This is a genomic window from Streptomyces sp. NBC_01294, assembly GCF_035917235.1.
GTDB lineage: Bacteria > Actinomycetota > Actinomycetes > Streptomycetales > Streptomycetaceae > Streptomyces > Streptomyces caledonius.
Genome location: NZ_CP108423.1, coordinates 8019419 through 8036947 on the forward strand (window position 1 = coordinate 8019419; position 17529 = coordinate 8036947).

Consider the following 17529-nt stretch of genomic DNA (forward strand, 5'->3'; position numbering starts at 1 on the left):
GACGAAGGCGAGCCTGCGTAACGGTCACCTCTACGAGGACCCCGCGCCAGGGTGCCCCGGCATCTGCCCGAAGTCCGGTGAAATGGTCGTGACCGGCAAAGAGCTGACGAACAGCTACGAGTGCGCCTGCGGCACCTGGGCCCGTATCACCCACAAGGACACTCTCGCCCAGCACCCCATGCCAGATTGGGAGCGCTGCCCGCTGTCCGGAGAGCCGAACAGGACGCCGGCCGCTCCCCGCCCCGTCGTGGACGGGCTGCTGCGCATGGTCCCACCCGCGCCGGCCCAAGGGTGGCGGGCGGAGCCGGTGCCCAGCAGCGGCGGCTCCAGCGTGTACGCGATCCCGGCCGGCCTGCCCGGCCACGGGCGACGGCCACGCTGATTGGGCCGAGTTCGACGGCTGAGTTTCGGCGCCCGAGGGCGGGGGATCCTCGCCGCATGGGACGTCCAGCGCGGTGGGGGGCCGTCGTCGTAGCGACGCCCGGGCGGGCCGCCGCTCGCCGCCCTCGACGCGTCAGCACGGGAGAGGTGATCAGGGGTGCTGACGTGGGACTTCGGGTCAGCACCGAACCAGCACGGGAGTCAGCACGGTGGCTCCGAAGCGGGTCGAAATGCGTGTTTCCGGCAGGAGTCCGTTGTGGGCCTCCGGAGGCCCTTGTCGTGCCTGTGTCCGCGGTGTGGTGGGCGGGCACACAGATCGGTACTCGAATGTGAGGGACCGCCACATACGCGGCTGACCTGCGGGCTTCTACGGTGTGGCGACACGGAACGTCCCCGCAGACCCCCGGAAGTGGTGCACATGGTCTCCCCAGCAACGGCTACGCCGGCCCCGTCAGGCATCCGGAGAATCGTCGCCGCGAGCCTGATCGGCACCACCATCGAGTGGTACGACTTCTTCCTCTACGGCTCGGCCGCCGCACTGGTCTTCAACGAGCTGTTCTTCCCCGGCAGCGAACCCCTCGTCGGCACCCTCCTCGCCTTCCTCACCTACGCGATCGGCTTCGCCGCCCGCCCGCTGGGCGGCCTGGTCTTCGGCCACTACGGAGACAAGATCGGCCGCAAGCGGCTGCTCGTCCTCAGCCTGCTCCTCATGGGCGGCGCGACCTTCGCCATGGGCCTGCTCCCCACCCACGCGAGCATCGGCGTCGGAGCGCCCATCCTCCTCACCCTGCTGCGCCTGATCCAGGGCTTCGCGCTCGGCGGCGAGTGGGGCGGCGCGGTCCTGCTCGTCTCCGAGCACGGGGACGACAAGAACCGAGGCTTCTGGGCCTCCTGGCCGCAGGCGGGTGCGCCCGGGGGCAACCTGCTGGCCACCGGCGTACTCGCGCTCCTGGCCGCCGTCCAGTCCGACGAGGCCTTCCTCGCCTGGGGCTGGCGGATCCCCTTCCTGCTCTCCGGCGTGCTGGTGATGATCGGCCTGTGGATCCGGGTGTCCGTCTCCGAGTCCCCGGTGTTCCTGGAGGCGCAGGCCAAGGCCGCGGAGCAGGCGGCCGCCGGGGCCCGGGCCGAAGCACCCATCGCCGAGGTGTTCCGCACGAACTGGCGCGGCGTCCTGACCGCGATCGGCACCCGCCTCGGCGAGAACATCTCGTACTACATCATCACCGCCTTCCTCCTCGTCTACGTCACCAGCCACCTCGGGCTGCCCAAGAGCGACGGCCTGAACGCCGTCCTCATCGGCTCCGCCGTCCACTTCGTGACCATCCCGGCCTGGGGAGCGCTGTCCGACCGCATCGGCCGCCGCAGCGTCACCCTCATCGGCTCCGTGGGCATGATCGGCTGGGCGTTCGTGTTCTTCGCGCTGCTGGACTCCAAGTCCTTCCCCGTGATCGCCGCGGCCGTCACCGCCGGGCTGCTCCTGCACGGCGCGATGTACGGACCGCAGGCGGCCTTCATCTCCGAGATGTTCGACACCAAGGTCCGCTACTCCGGTGCCTCGATGGGATCCCAACTCGCCTCCATCATCGGCGGCGCGCTCGCCCCGATCATCGCCGTGGCCCTGCTCGACGGCTACGGCTCCTCCGTGCCCATCTCGATCTATCTCGCCGCGGCGGCGGCGGTCACGACGCTGACCGTCCTGGTGGCCAAGGAGACCCGCGGGCGTAGCCTGGCCCGGGAGCACGGCCCGGTCGGCGCCGCGGTTCCCGCCCGCCGTCAGGCCGGGAAGGACCAGGTGCCGGCCGACAGCTGACCTCCGGTCGGGGCGGTCCGCCCGTCCCACCGCCGTCCGTCGCGTGCGCGGTGCGGCGGGCGGCGGGCCGCCTCGACCGGCGTTCCTCGACCCGTCCGCGTCCCTCACCACGGAGAGCGCCCGATGCCCACCACCCGGAAGAACGTGAGCACCGGCGCCAGTACGGGCAGCAGCGTGAGCACCGCCAGCAACACCAGCAACACCAGCACCGCCAGTACCCCCAGTACCGCCACTGATGTGTCCCCGACCGCGCTGCGGTACCTGCACAACCTCCTGGACCTGCTCGACCGGGGCGCGCCGCCCGAGCAGTTCACGGCGCCGGCCGGCGCGGCCCAGGGCGGTGACCTCTCCGACGCCGACGCGGCGGCGGTCGCGGAAGCCACCCGGGTCGCGCTGCGCATCCGCCGCACCCTCAGCCAGCACCGCCGCCGCGAAGCCGAACTCGCCGCCCTCTTCGACACCGCCGGCGACCTCGCCCGGCTCAGGGACCCGGACGCCGTGCTGAAGGCGATCGTCCACCGCGCCAAACTGCTCCTGGGCACGGACGTGACGTACCTGTCCCTCAACGACGACGAAGCGGGCGACACGTACATGCGGGTGACCGACGGCTCGGTCTCCGCCGCGTTCCAACAGGTGCGCCTGGGCATGGGGGAGGGCCTGGGCGGACTGGTCGCGGAGACGGCCCGCCCGTACTCCACCGGCGACTACCGCGACGACCAGCGCTTCCGGCACACCACGACCATCGACAGCGCCGTCACGGAGGAGGGCCTCCGGGCCATCCTCGGCGTACCGCTGCGCCTGGGCACCAGGGTGATCGGCGTCCTCTACGCCGCGGACCGCACCGCCCGCACCTTCACACCGGACGAAGTCGCCCTGCTGTCCTCCCTGGCCGACCACGCCGCCATCGCCATCGACGGCGCCCGCCTGCTGGACGAGACGCGTACCGCGCTCGTCGATCTCAACGCGGCCTCGCGGACCATCGAAGCGCACAGCGACGCCATGCGCCGGGCCGAGGACGCCCACGACCGGCTGACCGACCTGGTCCTGCGCGGTGGCGACATCACCGACGTCGCCACCGCCATCGGCGCCGTCCTGCAGGGCGGCACCCTCATCCACGACGCGGAAGGCGCCGAACTCGCCAGAGCTGGCACCGACTCCCGCCCGCCGTCCGCCCGGGCCGTCGCCGCCTCCCGGGCCGGCGGGCGCGCCGTGTCCGTCCACGGAACCTGGGTGTGCGCCGTCCTCGCGGGGCACGAACTGCTCGGCAGCATCGCGTTGACCGGCCGCGCCGACCTCGACGACGCCGACCGCCGCCTCTTCGAACGGGCCAGCGTCGTCACCGCCCTGCTCCTGCTGCTGCGCCGCTCGGTCGCCGAGACCGGAGGACCGGGCACGGGGCGAACTGCTGGGAGACCTCCTCGAGTCACCGGGGCGGCGGACCTGGCCGGCCTGCCGGCCCGCGCCGGGCCGACTGGGCGTGAACCTGGTCACGATCTCGCACGCGGTGTTCGTCCTCCACGCCGGCACCGACACCGCGCCCCGGCCACGACTGCTGGCCGCCGCGGCCTGTCGTATCGCCTGGTGCGGGCAGCGCAGGGCCTGGGCCGGGGTGCACCACGACGACGTGGTCCTCGTGTTCCCCGCCGAGGCTCCCGGCCCCGGCGCCGCGAGCCTCGCGAGCGAACTGGGCCAGATCCTCGCCGGTCCCGTCACCGTCGGAGCCGCGGGGCCGGTCGCCGGTCCCGCGGAATTCGCCGACGCCCACGCCGAAGCCCGCCGCTGCCGGACCGCACTGCGCGCGCTGGGCCGGGAAGGCACCGGGGCGGCCCTGCGCGACCTGGGCTTCCTCGGCGTGCTGCTCGGCGACCAGACGGACCTGGGCGGCTATGTGCGGCAGACGCTGGGCCCCGTGCTCGCGTACGACGCCAAGCGCGGCACCGACCTCACGCACACGCTCCGGGTGTACTTCGACGCGGGCGCGAGCCAGGCCAGGGCCGCCGAAGCCCTGCACGTACACGTCAACACCGTGGTGCAGCGCCTGGATCGCATAGGCCGGCTGCTCGGCCGGGACTGGCAGCGGCCGGAGCGGGCACTGGAGCTTCAACTCGCCCTGCGCATCGACCAGGTGAGCCGCCACGACGATGCGGGTCGGCCGACCACCTAGCCCGAAGCCGTCCCGTGGGCCGTACGCGTCCGGTCGTACGGCTACTGCCGCCGGACGCCCGGCGCTCCTCCACCGTCCCGGAGGCGAGGAGCGATTTCGCGGCGCAACCTCCGGGAACGGCGATCAGGTGGCAGGGTGGACGGTATGTGCGGCCGTTACGCTTCCACCCGCAGTCCCGAGGACCTGTCCGGTCTCTTCCAGGCCACGCCCCCGGATGCCGGGCACGGACTGGATCCGAGCTGGAACGTCGCCCCCACCGATGCGGTGTGGGCGGTGCTGGAGCGCGCCGACCGGGAGAGCGGCGTACTGGAGCGGCGACTGCGTCCCCTGCGGTGGGGGCTGGTGCCGTCGTGGTCGAAGAGCGCGTCCAGTGGCGCGAAGATGATCAACGCGCGGGTGGAGACGGTGCACGAGAAGCCCGCGTACCGGCGGGCCTTCGCCAAGCGCCGGTGTCTGCTGCCGGCGGACGGGTTCTACGAATGGGAGGCCGTTCCCGCCTCCGACACCGCGAAGGCGTACAAGCAGCCGTACTTCATCCGCCCCGAGGACGGCGAGGTGATGGCGATGGCGGGGCTGTACGAGTTCTGGCGCGACCCCGCCGTCGCCGACGACGACGATCCGGCGGCGTGGCGGGCGACCTGCACCATCATCACCACCGAGGCCACCGACGCGGCCGGCCGCGTCCACCCCCGCATGCCGCTCGCCCTGGCCCCGGCCGACTACGAGGCCTGGCTCGACCCGTCCCACCAGGACCCGCACGAGCTGCGCGCCCTGCTCGCGGCTCCCGCGGGCGGCCGGCTGGACGTCCGCGCGGTGTCGACCGCGGTCAACAGCGTGCGCAACAACGGGCCGGAGCTCCTGGACGAGGTTCCCGCCCCGGGCCGCTGACACGCCCCCCCGCCTCCGCACCCCTCTCCTTCCCGTAGTGCGCTCGGCGCGCCGCCGTGCGCACCACCCTCCACCGTTCACCCTGCCCCCTTCGCGCGCACCGACCTGGCCGAGCGAGTAAAGAAATATTGACACCATGTCCTGCTTGCTTGACACTGCGGGTGTCGGGTTTTCTTTACATGGGGAGTGGCAGTGGCAGTCGAGGAGAAACGCGCGTGGATCATGATCGTGGTCACGGTCGTGTCGTACGCGGCGTACCTGATCGTCGTACTGGGGCGGTCCGGGGACGGGCCCCTCGCCCAGGAGCCGTACGTGTCCGCGCTGCTGTGGACGGTCGGCGCGGCGATCGTCGCCTCGATCGCGCTGCACATCACGGTGGCCCTCCTCTCGCCCGAGGAGGAGAAGACCAAGGACCAGCGCGACCGGGAGATCCACCACTTCGGTGAGTACATCGGCCAGTCGTTCGTCGTGATCGGCGGCGTGGCCGGGCTCGTCCTGGCGATGGCCGAGGTGGACCAGTTCTGGATCGCCAACGCCATCTACCTGGCGTTCGTCCTGTCCGCGCTGCTCGGGTCCACAGCGAAGATCGTCGCCTACCGGCTGGGCTTCCAGCCGTGGTGAGGCCCACGCGCGTCACCAACTCGATCCGGGCCCTGCGCTTCGCCAACGGCGAGATGACGCAGGCCGAACTCGCCCGCCGCATCGGAGTGACCCGTCAGACCGTCATCGCCATCGAACAGGGCCGGTATTCGCCCTCCCTGGAGAAGGCGTTCCAGATCGCCCGTGTGTTCGCGGTACCGCTCGACGCAGTGTTCCAGTACTCCGTGACCGAGGCAGAGGGAGACGACGCATGATGAAGGCCATCGTCCAGGACACCTACGGACCGCCCGCGGTCCTGCGGCTCGAGGAGACGGACCGGCCGGTGCCGGGCCGCGGAGAGGTGCTCATACGGGTCCACGCGGCCGGCGTCGACCAGGGCGTCTGGCACCTGATGGCGGGCATGCCGTACGCACTGCGCGCCATGGGGTTCGGGCTGCGGGCGCCCAAGGTGCGCGTGCGCGGCATGGACGTCGCGGGGCAGGTGGAGGCCGTCGGCCCGGACGTCACGCGCTTCCAGCCGGGCGACGAGGTGTACGGCAGCTGCGACGGCTCGTTCGCCGAGTACGCGTGTGCCAAGGAGGACGCGCTCGCGCCGAAGCCGCGCAACATCGGCTTCGCGGAAGCCGCGGCCGTGCCCGTTTCCGCGTGCACCGCCCTGAAGGCCCTGCGCGACAGCGGACGGGTCGAGACCGGGCAGCGCGTCCTCGTCCTCGGCGCGTCCGGAGGTGTGGGCACCTTCGCCGTGCAGCTGGCCAAGGCCTTCGGGGCGCACGTCACCGGGGTCTGCAGCGGCGCCAAGGCGGACCTGGTCCGCTCCATCGGTGCCGACGAGGTCCTCGACTACGCGCACACGGACCCCACCGACGGCAGCCGTCGCTACGACCTCATCCTCGACATCGCGGGCAACCGACCCGTCTCGCGGCTCCGCCGCGCGCTGACCGCCCGCGGGACCCTCGTCATCGTCGGCGGGGAAGGCGGCGGCCGGTGGATCGGCGGCAACGAGCGGCAGTTGGGCGTGCTCCTGATGTCGCCGTTCGTCGGCCACCGCCTTCGCGCACTCGCCGCCATGGAGCACCACCACAGCGAGCTCCAGGTCCTCACGGAACTCATCGAGGCCGGCTCGGTGACCCCCGTCGTCGACCGGACCTACCCGCTGGCCGAGGTACCCGATGCCATCCGCTACCTGAGAGAGGGCCACGTACGCGGGAAGATCGTGATCCGGCTATGACGCGCCGAGCGTGATGCGGGCGGCGATCGGCAGGTGATCGCTGCCGGTGGCGGGCAGGGTCCAGACCTCGGCGGCGGTGGCCGAGCGGGTCAGGATCTGGTCGATCCGGGACACCGGGACCGCCGCCGGCCAGCTGAAGGCGAGTCCCCGCCGGGGCGCCTGCAGCTGCGAGGTGACCGGGGCGAGGCCCCGGTCGTCCACCGTGCTGTTGAGATCGCCCAGCAGCACCACCCGTTCCAGCTCCTCCGCGGCGATGGCCGCGCCCAGCAGCCGTGCGCTCTCGTCGCGCAGGCCGGAAGCGAAGCCGCTCGCCCGGATGCGGACCGAGGGCAGGTGGGCGACGTACACGGCGATCTCGCCCCGTGGCGTGCGCACGCCGGTCCGCAGGCCGCGGCTCCAGCCCTCCCCGATCCCCGCCGGTTTGATGTCCAGGCGCCGGACGCCCGTCAGCGGGTACTTCGACCAGAGCCCGACCGTGCCCTCGACCGCGTGATGGGGGTACTCCGCTGCCAGGGCCGCCCGGTAGGCCGGCAGGGCCGCGGGCGTCAGCTCCTCCAGGGCGATCAGATCCGGTGCGGACGCGATCAGGGCGTTCGCGGTGCCCGCGGGATCGGGGTTCTCGTCGCCGACGTTGTGCTGGAGCGCCGTGATGTCGTGTGCGCCGCGGTCCGCGGGGAGGAGGAGCCCGCCGAAGAGGTGGGCCCACGCGGCCGCGGGCAGCAGCAGGGCCACCAGCGCGGTGGCCGAGCGGTGTACGAGTGCCCAGACGAGCAGGACCGGAACCGCCAGGCCGAGCCAGGGCAGGAAGGCCTCCAGCAGACTGCCCAGCCGGCCCACGGCATTGGGCACGGCGGAGTGGAACGCCAGCAGGCCGGCGGTCAGGGCGGCGAGCGACGCGGGAACGCGCCCGCGCGCCCAGCGAGACCGGCTTCGTGCGTCCCCGCCTCGTGCGTTCCTGCTTCGCGCGTCCCCGCCCCGTTGCGACAGGCCGGTGCGACGCCCGCCGCTGCTCGCCCGCTCCGCCAATGCCCCGCTCCGTCCGCCGTCCGCCGTCCGCCGTCCGCCTCGGACCGGTTTCCCCGTCCCGCAGCCATGAGCACGACGTTGCCCGGTACGACGCATGATCCGGTGCTCGGGGTTCCCACCCGCCGGAGGCCCGTCACCGCAGGCCATCACCGCATGCCGTCAGCGCAGTCCGCCACCGCGGGCACCACCGCGGGGCGCCGCGCGGGGCGTGTGGAAGAGTGCGCCGGGGGGTCCGGCCGCACGGAGCGGCCCTGGACGTGACGACGACGGGAGAGTCGGATGGGTGCGGCAAGGATCGCGGTCGTGACGAGCGACACCGGTGCCGACGAGGACGCGGACCTCCCGCTGATCCTCGGGGCGCTGCGCGCGGCGGGCCTGTCCGCGGAGGCGGTGGCCTGGGGCGCGGGCCCGCAGGCGTGCGAGCGGTTCGATCTGGCGGTCATCCGGTCGACCTGGGACTACGCGGGACGCCTGGGCGAGTTCCTGGCATGGGCCGACGCGACGGCCCGGGTCACGCGGCTGTGGAACCCGGCCCCGCTCGTGCGCTGGAACAGCGACAAGCGCTATCTGCTGGAACTCGCCGAACGCGGAGTCCCCGTCGTGCCGACGCGGTTCGTCGAACCGGGCGGACACTGCGACGAAGAGGACTTCGACGCGGCGCACGGAGTGGTGGTCAAGCCCGCGGTCTCCTCGGGCGCGCGTGACACCGCTCGCTACGAGCCCGGCCACGGGGCGGACGCCCTGCGCCATGCCCGGATGCTGCTGGACCAGGGCCGCACCGCGATGGTCCAGCCGTATCTGCCCCTCGTGGAAGAGGGGAGCGCGCCCTGGTGTTCTTCGCCGGGGAGTTCAGCCACGCGATCCGCAAGCAGCCCCTGCTGACCGAGGCGGGGCTGATCGACAACTTCCGGGTGCCGCACCCCGGGGCAGCCCCCTACGAGCCCTCCGAGGCGGAACTCCGTACGGCGCGGGCGGCGCTGGCCGCGGTTCCGCCCCCGGGCGACCTGTTGTTCGCCCGGGTGGACCTGGCACTGGACGGGGCCAGGGAACCGGTGGTCATGGAACTGGAGCTCATCGAGCCGAACCTGTTCCTGCGGATCAACCCGCAGGGGCTGAAGCACTTCGTCGAGGCCGTGACGGCCGCGGGCCGGGACGCCACGGCGTAGCCGTCGGCCCCGGCCGCCCCATCGACCGTTACACCTGCCTTCTGCCTTCTGCCTTCTGCTTCCTGCTACCCGAGCCGTCCGAGGCGCGTCCGGCGGCGGCGCAACAGGAGCCCGACGGCTGCTCCGGCCAGGGCCGTCACCGCCACACCCGCCGTGGTCCACCAGACGGCCTGCCCCTCGGTCTCGGCGGCCGGTCCCTGCTTCGGCGACGAAGCCGTGGCGGACGCGGCGGAAGCCGAGGCGGAAGACGACGGCGGCGTGGCGGACGGCGCGACGGGAGCCGGGGCGGAAGCGGCCGGGGTGCCGGTACCGGTGCCCGGGGCCGGGTCCACCACGGGTACGCCGACTTCGAGTTCGCCGTGTCCCAGGGCCGGGAACCCGACGTCGACGCTGACCTTCCAGGTACCCGGCGGCAGGGCCTCGGCCGTGGTCCAGCCGGCCGGGGCCGCAGCGGGGTCGCGGATCAGGCGCCAGGGCCCCAGGGTGCGGGTGCCGTCCACGCTGACCGCGTTCACAGTGGCGGCGACGGTCTCGTCGATGGCGTCCCCGTCGTTCTCCCAGGTGATGTCGGCGGTGACACGGCCCTCCCGCTGCCCGGTCACCACCACCTTCAAGGTGTCGCCGTGGGCGTGGGCCGTGGCGGGGGTCAGGAACATGAGGCCGAGTGCGGTCAAGGCGGCCGAGAGAGCGATTCGTATGCGCATCGTCGGGGTGCTCCGGTCGAGATGAGGGGACCGGCGGACGGCCGCGTGGGGCGGCCGTCCGCCGGGGCGGGGCGGGTTCACGGCGTCACGACGCCGGGGCGTCAGCGAGTTGGTGAGCCGGTGATTCAGCGAGTCGCGGCTGTGCTCAGCCGGTCTTCTGGAGGGACCAGGCCTGCGCCGCGCGGCCGTCCGCACGCTGGAGGTCGAGCAGCCAGTTCCCGTAGTAGGGGCGGTTGCTCACGGTGAGGGCGAAGCCGCCGCCCGGGTCCGTGACCGTCACCGTGCCACCGCGGGACGTCAGCCGCCAGGCCTGCGCCCCGTTGCCGTTGTTGCAGGGCTGCTGGGCGACCCACATGCCCGCGGCGGGCGTGCCGCCGGGCTGCAGGCACTTGCCGGAGACCGCGGACCGGATGCGGACCTGGCCGTTGCCGGCGTCGTCGAAGTACCACTGCTGCTGCGCGTACCCGTTGGTGCGGCCCCCGACGAGGACCGTGCCGTCGGCGGTGCGGCCGCCCCACAGCTCGGCGGCCATGCCGGTGCTGCCGTTGCCGAGCACGTACCGGGCGCCCGGCGTGGTCGCGCCGCCGCCCGCCCCCGTCGTACGGAAGGACGCGGCCTTGCCGGGTCCGCTGTCACGGCCGGAGCCGTCGCGGACGGAGACGGTGACCGTGTACGAGGTGTTGGGCTGGAGGTTGTAAATGCGCAGCACCTGGGACTGGACCCACGTCAGGTGCTTGCCGTTCAGCATGACCTGGTACCAGGCGGCGCCCTCGACCTTGGGCCAGCTCACCACGACGGAGTCCGGCCGGATGTCGCCGGCCGTCGCGGCCGGGCCGCCGGTGGGCTTCTTCGTCGGGGTCGGCGTGGGCTTCTTGGTCGGCGTGGGCGTCGGGTTGGGGTTCGGACCCGGGTCGGTTCCGCCACCGCCCTTCGTACGCATCAGGAACTGGTTGTCCGCGATGTTCCAGTGCGTGGCCAGGTAGCTTCCGGCCTTGGGACTGGTGTGGAAGTAGTCGTCGTGGTTGCAGTCCAGGATGTTCTCGGACGCCTGGTTGGTGCAGATGTTGCGCATCTGCGGGTAGTACGGCGTGTCCGAGTAGCACATGACGTCGAACTCGTCGGTGCAGTGGGCGCCGCGGCTGGTGTTCGGGGCGCTGTTGTTGACCGCGCCCAGGTTGTGGCCGAGCTCGTGCGCGGCGGTGTGGCCGCCCCAGCAGCCGGAGTCCGTACGGCCGTAGGACGGGCCGAAGTTGCTCTGGTTGGCCTGGCCGGGACGCTCGTCGCCCGCGAAGGTGCCGATGCCGCAGTAGACCTGGGAGTCGGCGAAGATCATGTACTTGCGGTCGCGACGGTCGAGGCCCTTGGCGGCGAGCGCGTTGTTGGTCGCGCTGAACTCGCCCAGTGCCGAGGCCGGGAGCTCGATGTTGAGCACGGTGGGGGTGCAGTCGGCGGCCGTCACGTAGCGGATGTGGCGTACTCCGCCGGTCTCCTGGGCGCTCGCCGAGTAGATGAGGTCGGCGTCGGCCGCCCACTTGCGGAACGAGGCGACGTACTCGGAGTAGCGGTCCTTGCCGGGGGCGTGGACGTACACGACCTGCACGCGATTGCCGGTGCTGCCGTCGCCTTCGCACTGGACGGTCTGGCCCGCAGGACCCGCGGCGACGCTCTGGCCGGCGGACGAGGCCGCCGGCTCGGGTGCGGTGGCCTTGGTGGCGGCGGCGTCCGCGGCGGGCGCGTCCTGAGGACGCCCGCCGCCTTCCTTGGTGGCCGGGTCCTCGGCCGCGGGGCGGGCCGGATCGGCCGCCGGAGCCGTCTCCTTGACGGCGGGCGCGACCTCCTTCGTGATGTCCACGCCCTTGGGCGGGGCGTCGGGTCCGTGGGTGCACAGGCCGGTGTCGGTGCGGTACACGCCGACGCACCGGTCGCCCTTCGGTGCGGCTTCGAGACCGTCGTAAACCATGCCGCGCGCGCCCTCGTTGGCGGGTGCGGCCGCGATCGGTTCCGGCTCATGGTCCCGGGCGGGTGCGGAGGCCGGTGCGGCGGCCTCCGCGGCCTGGACGGGCGCCACCGCCTGGGCGCCGTCGCCGAGCCCGGAGTAGGCGATGCCTGCGGCGATCACCGCCGCCGTTGCCGTGGCGGCGGTGATGAGTATCAACCGCCGGGGTTTGCGGCGGTGGTCGGCGGCGGTAGGCCGTCTACGACGTCCTGTCATGGGCACCTCAAATCGTTGTCGGATGACTGGGTGCGCGGAAGCCTGCCAGACGAATGCCGCGGAGAATTCGGACAAAGGGGAGCGTGCTGCGAGAAATCATTCCGTTACCTGTCGGTCTGATTTGACGAACACTCAACTCTCAATAAATAAAGGCGAGTTACGCGCGTCGCGCCCCAATGGTCCAGGCCTTTCCGGGTGGGTTGTTATCAAATCGAGATATGGAGGGCGGGCTTATTGACGGGAATTCAGTCAGGAATTCACCTAATTACTACCTGCCGAATTCCCTCCGTCACGACCGGTGAGGGAACCCCTCGTGCGCACGGCCTCGCACCGCCGCGGATCCTCGCGGGGCGCACAGGAGTTCCTGCCGGACGGGCGGGTCCGGCCGTGGTGGTACGGGGGTTGAGGTCTGCTCATCCTCCGAGTGCGAACGACGCCCGTACGTGCCACTTGGAGCCGTCGTGCACCAGGAGCTCGACCGACGCCACGTGAGACGTGAGCGGGAGCTGGTTGATCAGTTCGGCCTCGATGTCCTGCAGGGCGGCGTCTTCCTGACCTTGAGCGATGGTCAGGTGCGGCACGACCTCGGTGAACCGGCCGCCGTACGGCGGAGCCTCGGGCCAACGAGCCGCGATCGCCTCGGTGAGCCGCCGCAAGGGCGTGTCCGGCTCGGGGGCGAGGTACAGCACTTCCGGGAATCGCCCGCACGTCTCGAACCGCAGGTCGAAGGCCTGGTGGCTGCTCAGTACGTCCGCGAGGGCTGCGTGGACGAGCGCATCTATTCGGCTCTCGTCGAGGAACGGGAAGAGCACGGTGACATGTGCCGGAATGCCGGCTCGGGCTGAGGGGGCGAGCCGTTCGCGCCACGCGCGGACGGCCGGTTCTGCTTCCGGGATCCGGACGATGAGTCCCGTCTGGCCCGCCAGGAAGGTGCTGGTGCTGTCATGCGTCATGACGCCGCATGGTGTCACCCTGCCGCAGGCGGCACGGCACCTTTTCCTGCACGGTCACGACCGTCGCCGCAGAGTCGATGTCCCGGTGCCGGTCCGGCCCTTCGGGGGGCGGGATCGCGACTCGCGCGCTCGGCGGTTGGTCGGCCCTACCGTGTGACGGGCCGCTGGACCCCGCTCGGGATTCGGTACACGACGTTCGCGCGCAGTGGTCCGTCGGGCACGCTGAGGTCGTCGAAGTCTGCGGCCGGGTCGTGCGTCATGCCGATGCGGCGCATCACCGCCTGCGAGCGGACGTTGGTGGCCGTCGTCACCGCAAGGATCTCCGGCAGGGCGAGGGTCTCGAACCCGAAGGCCACAGCGGCCAGGGCGGCTTCGGTGGCGAAGCCGTGCCCCCAGGCCGAGCGGGCCAGGCGCCAGCCGGCCTCCACTCCCGTGAACGGCATGTCCTCATCCACCGGGTCCAGCCCGGCGAACCCGATGAACTCACCGGTGGCCGCCACCTCGACTGCCCACCAACCCCAGCCCCGCTGGTCGATGTCGGCCTGGAAGCGAGCCGCGGACGCCTCGCTCTGCTCCCGCGTGAGCACGCCGGGAAAGTACTCGCGGACCTCGGGGTCGGCGTTCAGCGCGGCCCAGGGTTCGAGATCGGACTCGCGCCATCCGCGGAGCACAAGACGTTCGGTTCGCAACTCAGACATCGGGCCAATCTAGCAAGATCATCGGCGCGGAGCGATCGAGTAGGTCGAGGCGCGGGCGCGGTGGGCATGCCGGCCGCGGTCGCCGCGTTTGTCGCCCGGTCAGATGTCGACGGCGGGGTAGGCCTCGGTGTAGCCGGCGCCGTCGGCTCCGTAGTAGGAGCAGGTCCGTGCGTTCAGGTCGACGTCGTACCAGACGACACCGGCCTCCCAGCAGCCCTGGACGAACTCCGGGAACGTGGTCTCCCCGGCCTGGTCGCGCCGCAGCGCGGCCACGAGGGCTTCGCGGTCGAAGGGGGCGACGTTGACCATGCCGGTGCACAGCGGTTCGCCCTGGACGGCGACCGGCCCCGCGCCGGTGAGGTAGAGCATGGCGTTGGAGGGCACGGCCATCCGGCAGTGGCTGACGCCGGCCCGGCGCAGCGTCTCGGCGAGGCAGGGAGCCACCGACCTTCAGCCGGACGGCGGACGCCCGCTCCAGAGCGTCGCGGAGGAGCCGCTGACCGTCGCGCGGGCCGCCCGCCGCCTCGGGATCGCCCGTCAGGGGGACCAGCGCGTCGCCAACGACCTCGTCCGCGAGGCCTTGGCCGACTTCCAGCCCAACCCGGACCACCGCGGGTCACCGCTCCTGGCCCTCACGCCGCTGGGCCGTGCCACGCTCCAGCGGATCACGACCCGCGCCGACGCGATCCACCGAACGGTGACCGCGGACATCCCCGAGGCCGACATCGCCGCCGCACGCGGCCTGTTGCACCGCCTGATCGACCAGGTGCACCGCCACGAGGACGACGACGCGAGCGGGCCCGGCCGGCCGGGCGGTGCGAAAGCCTGGACGGAAGAACCACAGGTTCAGTCGTCGAGCACCATGCCCAGTTCGAGGTACGCGAGGCGCTCCGGGTCCGTGAGGATGTCGAGCGCGGTGATCCTGCCCTCCCGGACCGTGAACGCCATGACCGACAGCGCCCGGCCCTCCGCCATCGAGACCGCTCCCGGCGTCCCGTTGACCAGCACCGGACGCGCGGCCTCGGCGAACCGGGCGAAGGTGATCGCCTGGGAGGCGACATCCGCCGCGCCGCGGCGCACGAGGGTGGGGCGCAGCGTCCCGCCGTCGGAGCGGGCCACGACCTCGGGGTCGAGGACGGCGACGAGGGCGTCGAAGTCCCCGCCGCGCGAGGCGGCGAGGAAGGCGTCGACGACCTCGCGCAGGCGGGCCCGGTCGGGCTCCGGCGCGGGAGCCGCACCCTGGACGCGGCGACGGGCGCGGCTGGCGAGCTGCCGGGTCGTGGCGGCGGTGCGCCCGAGGACGGGGGCGATCTCGTCGAAAGGCACGGCGAACAGGTCGTGGAGTACGAAGGCCAGGCGCTCGGCGGGGGCGAGGGTCTCCAGGACGACCATCAGGGCGATGCCGACCGAGTCGGCCAGGAGCATTTCCTGTTCGGGGTCGAGCCCCTCCGCGCGGCTGACGATCGGATCGGGAACCGGACCTGCCCGTCCTGGTCGTGCAGCGGATCCTCGCGCCGCGTGGTGCGCGAGCGCAGCATGTCCAGACACACCCGGCCGACCACGGTGGTCAGCCAGCCGCCCAGGTTCTCCACCGCGGACGCGTCGGAGCGGCTCAGCTTGAGCCAGGCCTCCTGTACGGCGTCCTCCGCCTCGCTGAGCGAGCCCAGCATCCGGTAGGCCACCGCCCGCAGGTGGGGACGGTGCTCCTCGAAGTGCTGCGCCAGAACGTCTTTCCCGCTCACCCGTCACATCCCCGTGTTCTGATCCGTCGGTTCAGAGACGGACGATAACCGACCAGTGCAACGAGCCTTGGAATCCAACGAGTTGGAGGATCGAATGGACACGCCACTTCCCGCAGGCACCGCCTGGGCCTGGACCTGCTTCCTGAGGTGCCGGTAGAGGCGGTTGCGGTCGGTGTGGAGAGCCTGGTTGCCCATCGGGACCACCACGCTGTTGACCTCCATGGTGGGCGTTCCCTCGACGGGCGCGCGGTCCAGCGCCTCCTCGGAGGCCTCGACGAAGTCCCGGTGGGGTCGGCGGGCCCGATACGCACCGGGATTTTTCACCCCGGGCACGGCGGACGGTATTCAATGGTGGCCGCGCCGAACCGGCCCTTGTCGCACCATCGTTGAGCAGTCGACTGAACAGCGCTCCCCTTCGCCGACGTGTCACGGGTGGCGGCCCTGAGTACGACCGGCCCCGCCCGCGACGGAAACGAGGAGAACGATGTCCACCACGTGCACCACGCCCGTCCCGTCCGCCCTGTCCGTCCCGCCCGTCCCGCCCGTCCCGTCCGTCCCGTCCACTCCGTCCGTTCTGTCCGCCCCACCCGCAACGACATGACGGCGGGCGAAACGATCCGGCTGCTGGCGGCGCTCGCCGTGATCTGCGCCGCCGCCCACGGATGCGGCTTCCTCTTCGGCGCCGTGCGCCAACCACCGGTCATCGGCGAGGTGGTCGGCGGCATCCTGCTGGGCCCCTCGCTCCTCGGTCTCGTCGCCCCCGAGGCCAGGGCGGCCCTGTTCCCCGCCTCCGGCGCGGTGACCAGCGCCCTGGACGCGATCTATCAACTGGGCCAGCTGCTGCTGATGTTCCTGGCCGGAGCGGAGCTGCGCATCCGGGCGGGCGGCCGGGAACGCCGTACCGGGGCGATCGTGGCCGCGGCGGGACTCGTGGTGCCCTTCGCGGCCGGCGCGGGCATCGCGGTACTGGTCCCCGGCGCGTTCTCCGGTCCGGCGGGCTCCACGGTGACGACGGCCCTCGTCGTGGGACTCGCGATGGCGGTCGCGGCCATTCCGGTCATCTCCCGGATCATGATGGACCTGAAGATCATGGACACCGCCTTCGGCCGGATCGTCCTGATGGTCGCCGTGATCGAGGACGTCATCCTCTACGTCGTCCTCGCCGTGGTCGTCGGCCTCGCCCGCACCGGCACCAGCAGCCCGGTCGGCCTGTGGGACGTGATCGGCACCACCGCGGTCGTGCCGACGGCCGTCTACTTCACCGTCGTCAGCCTGCTGTTCTTCGCCGCGAGCCTGACCTGGGGCGCCCGGCTCTTCCACCGGCTGGCCGGCCACCGGGCCAACATCGTCGCCCGCCAGAGCCCGGTGGCCTTCCGGCTGATCTTCTTGTGCGCCATGGTGCTGCTGTGCCTGGGCCTCGGCATCAACGCGGTGTTCGGCGCGCTGATGGCGGGCGTCTGCGCCGCCCGCGGCGATCAGGCGGCCGAGAACGAGGCGTCCCGCGAGGCCGGACGGGAACCGGCGGTCTGGTCCGCCATCCGCCAGTTCTCGATGGCGTTCTTCATCCCCGTCTTCTTCGTCCTGGTCGGCATGCGCCTGGATCTGGTGCGCGCCTTCGACCCGCTGTTCTTCCTGTGGTTCCTGGCGCTCGCCTGCGGCGTCAAGATGGTCAGCATCTGGGCGGCGGCCCGCCTGGCCGGGGAGGACCGGGTGTTCTCCTCGTCCCTCGCGGTCGCGCTCAACGCCCGGGGCACGATCGGCATCGTCCTGGCCGGCGTCACCCGTCAGGCAGAGCTGATCAACGACCAGTTCTTCGTGGTCCTGGTGCTCGTCTCCCTCGCGACCTCACAGATCGCGGGGTTCCGGCTGTCGAAGGTGGCGGACCGACTCATGACGCCGACCGCGACCGGCCCGCCACGGCAGCGGCAGAGATCGGGGCAGGTCTGACCATCGAGGC

General features: G+C 72.1%; 14 protein-coding genes and 2 pseudogenes. 9 read left to right on the forward strand and 7 right to left on the reverse strand.

Going from position 1 to position 17529, the window contains the following annotated elements; translation table 11 throughout:
• The first annotated feature begins 799 nt into the window (after positions 1–799).
• The 6 genes and pseudogenes from OG534_RS36325 (at position 800) to OG534_RS36350 (ending at position 7071) form a co-directional block, all read left to right on the forward strand.
• Complete coding sequence (locus OG534_RS36325) at positions 800–2191, forward strand: MFS transporter (RefSeq protein WP_326593283.1); 1392 nt, start codon at positions 800–802, stop codon at positions 2189–2191.
• A gap of 123 nt (positions 2192–2314) precedes the next feature.
• Positions 2315–4355: pseudogene (locus OG534_RS36330) on the forward strand (helix-turn-helix domain-containing protein).
• 144 nt (positions 4356–4499) lie between these two features.
• The gene (locus OG534_RS36335; RefSeq protein ID WP_326593285.1) at positions 4500–5243 is read left to right on the forward strand and encodes an SOS response-associated peptidase; all 744 of its coding nucleotides are present in this window, start codon (positions 4500–4502) and stop codon (positions 5241–5243) included.
• Positions 5244–5435: 192 nt separating this feature from the next.
• Positions 5436–5864, forward strand: coding sequence for a hypothetical protein (locus OG534_RS36340; protein ID WP_326593286.1), 429 nt, complete (start codon positions 5436–5438; stop codon positions 5862–5864).
• Positions 5861–6097 carry a helix-turn-helix transcriptional regulator gene (locus OG534_RS36345; protein WP_374778168.1) on the forward strand — a complete coding sequence of 79 codons (237 nt, stop codon included), beginning with the start codon at positions 5861–5863 and terminating at the stop codon, positions 6095–6097. The genes OG534_RS36340 and OG534_RS36345 overlap by 4 nt, the downstream gene beginning before the upstream one ends.
• Positions 6097–7071, forward strand: coding sequence for an NAD(P)-dependent alcohol dehydrogenase (locus OG534_RS36350; RefSeq protein ID WP_326594012.1), 975 nt, complete (start codon positions 6097–6099; stop codon positions 7069–7071). Before OG534_RS36345 ends, OG534_RS36350 begins: the two co-directional genes overlap by 1 nt.
• Here OG534_RS36350 and OG534_RS36355 read toward each other — a convergent pair.
• Positions 7066–7953: an endonuclease/exonuclease/phosphatase family protein gene (locus OG534_RS36355; RefSeq protein WP_442807265.1), complete on the reverse strand. Its 888-nt coding sequence runs from the start codon at positions 7951–7953 to the stop codon at positions 7066–7068. The genes OG534_RS36350 and OG534_RS36355 overlap by 6 nt on opposite strands.
• Positions 7954–8400: 447 nt before the next feature.
• On the opposite strand from OG534_RS36355, the gene OG534_RS36360 reads away from it, so the two are divergent.
• A complete protein-coding gene (locus OG534_RS36360) occupies positions 8401–8979 on the forward strand; it encodes an ATP-grasp domain-containing protein (RefSeq protein ID WP_326593288.1) in 579 nt (192 codons plus the stop codon).
• Positions 8928–9263 carry a hypothetical protein gene (locus OG534_RS36365; protein WP_326593289.1) on the forward strand — a complete coding sequence of 112 codons (336 nt, stop codon included), beginning with the start codon at positions 8928–8930 and terminating at the stop codon, positions 9261–9263. Before OG534_RS36360 ends, OG534_RS36365 begins: the two co-directional genes overlap by 52 nt.
• 65 nt (positions 9264–9328) lie before the next feature.
• Here OG534_RS36365 and OG534_RS36370 read toward each other — a convergent pair whose 3' ends face one another.
• The 6 genes and pseudogenes from OG534_RS36370 to OG534_RS36395 form a co-directional block, all read right to left on the reverse strand.
• Positions 9329–9967, reverse strand: coding sequence for a hypothetical protein (locus OG534_RS36370; RefSeq protein WP_326586168.1), 639 nt, complete (start codon positions 9965–9967; stop codon positions 9329–9331).
• A gap of 145 nt (positions 9968–10112) precedes the next feature.
• Positions 10113–12122 (reverse strand): RICIN domain-containing protein, encoded by a 2010-nt coding sequence (locus OG534_RS36375; protein ID WP_326593290.1) that lies wholly within the window; start codon positions 12120–12122, stop codon positions 10113–10115.
• Positions 12123–12592: 470 nt separating this feature from the next.
• Positions 12593–13132 (reverse strand): 2'-5' RNA ligase family protein, encoded by a 540-nt coding sequence (locus OG534_RS36380; protein WP_326586166.1) that lies wholly within the window; start codon positions 13130–13132, stop codon positions 12593–12595.
• A gap of 146 nt (positions 13133–13278) precedes the next feature.
• On the reverse strand, positions 13279–13830 hold the full coding sequence (locus OG534_RS36385) for a GNAT family N-acetyltransferase (RefSeq protein WP_326586165.1): 552 nt from the start codon (positions 13828–13830) through the stop codon (positions 13279–13281).
• Between the two features lie 99 nt (positions 13831–13929).
• A complete protein-coding gene (locus OG534_RS36390) occupies positions 13930–14274 on the reverse strand; it encodes a DUF1398 family protein (protein WP_326586164.1) in 345 nt (114 codons plus the stop codon).
• A 402-nt stretch (positions 14275–14676) separates the two neighbouring features.
• A pseudogene (locus OG534_RS36395) lies at positions 14677–15572 on the reverse strand (sigma-70 family RNA polymerase sigma factor).
• 597 nt (positions 15573–16169) lie between these two features.
• On the opposite strand from OG534_RS36395, the gene OG534_RS36400 reads away from it, so the two are divergent.
• A complete protein-coding gene (locus OG534_RS36400; protein ID WP_326593291.1) occupies positions 16170–17519 on the forward strand; it encodes a cation:proton antiporter in 1350 nt (449 codons plus the stop codon).
• Positions 17520–17529: the final 10 nt, after the last annotated feature.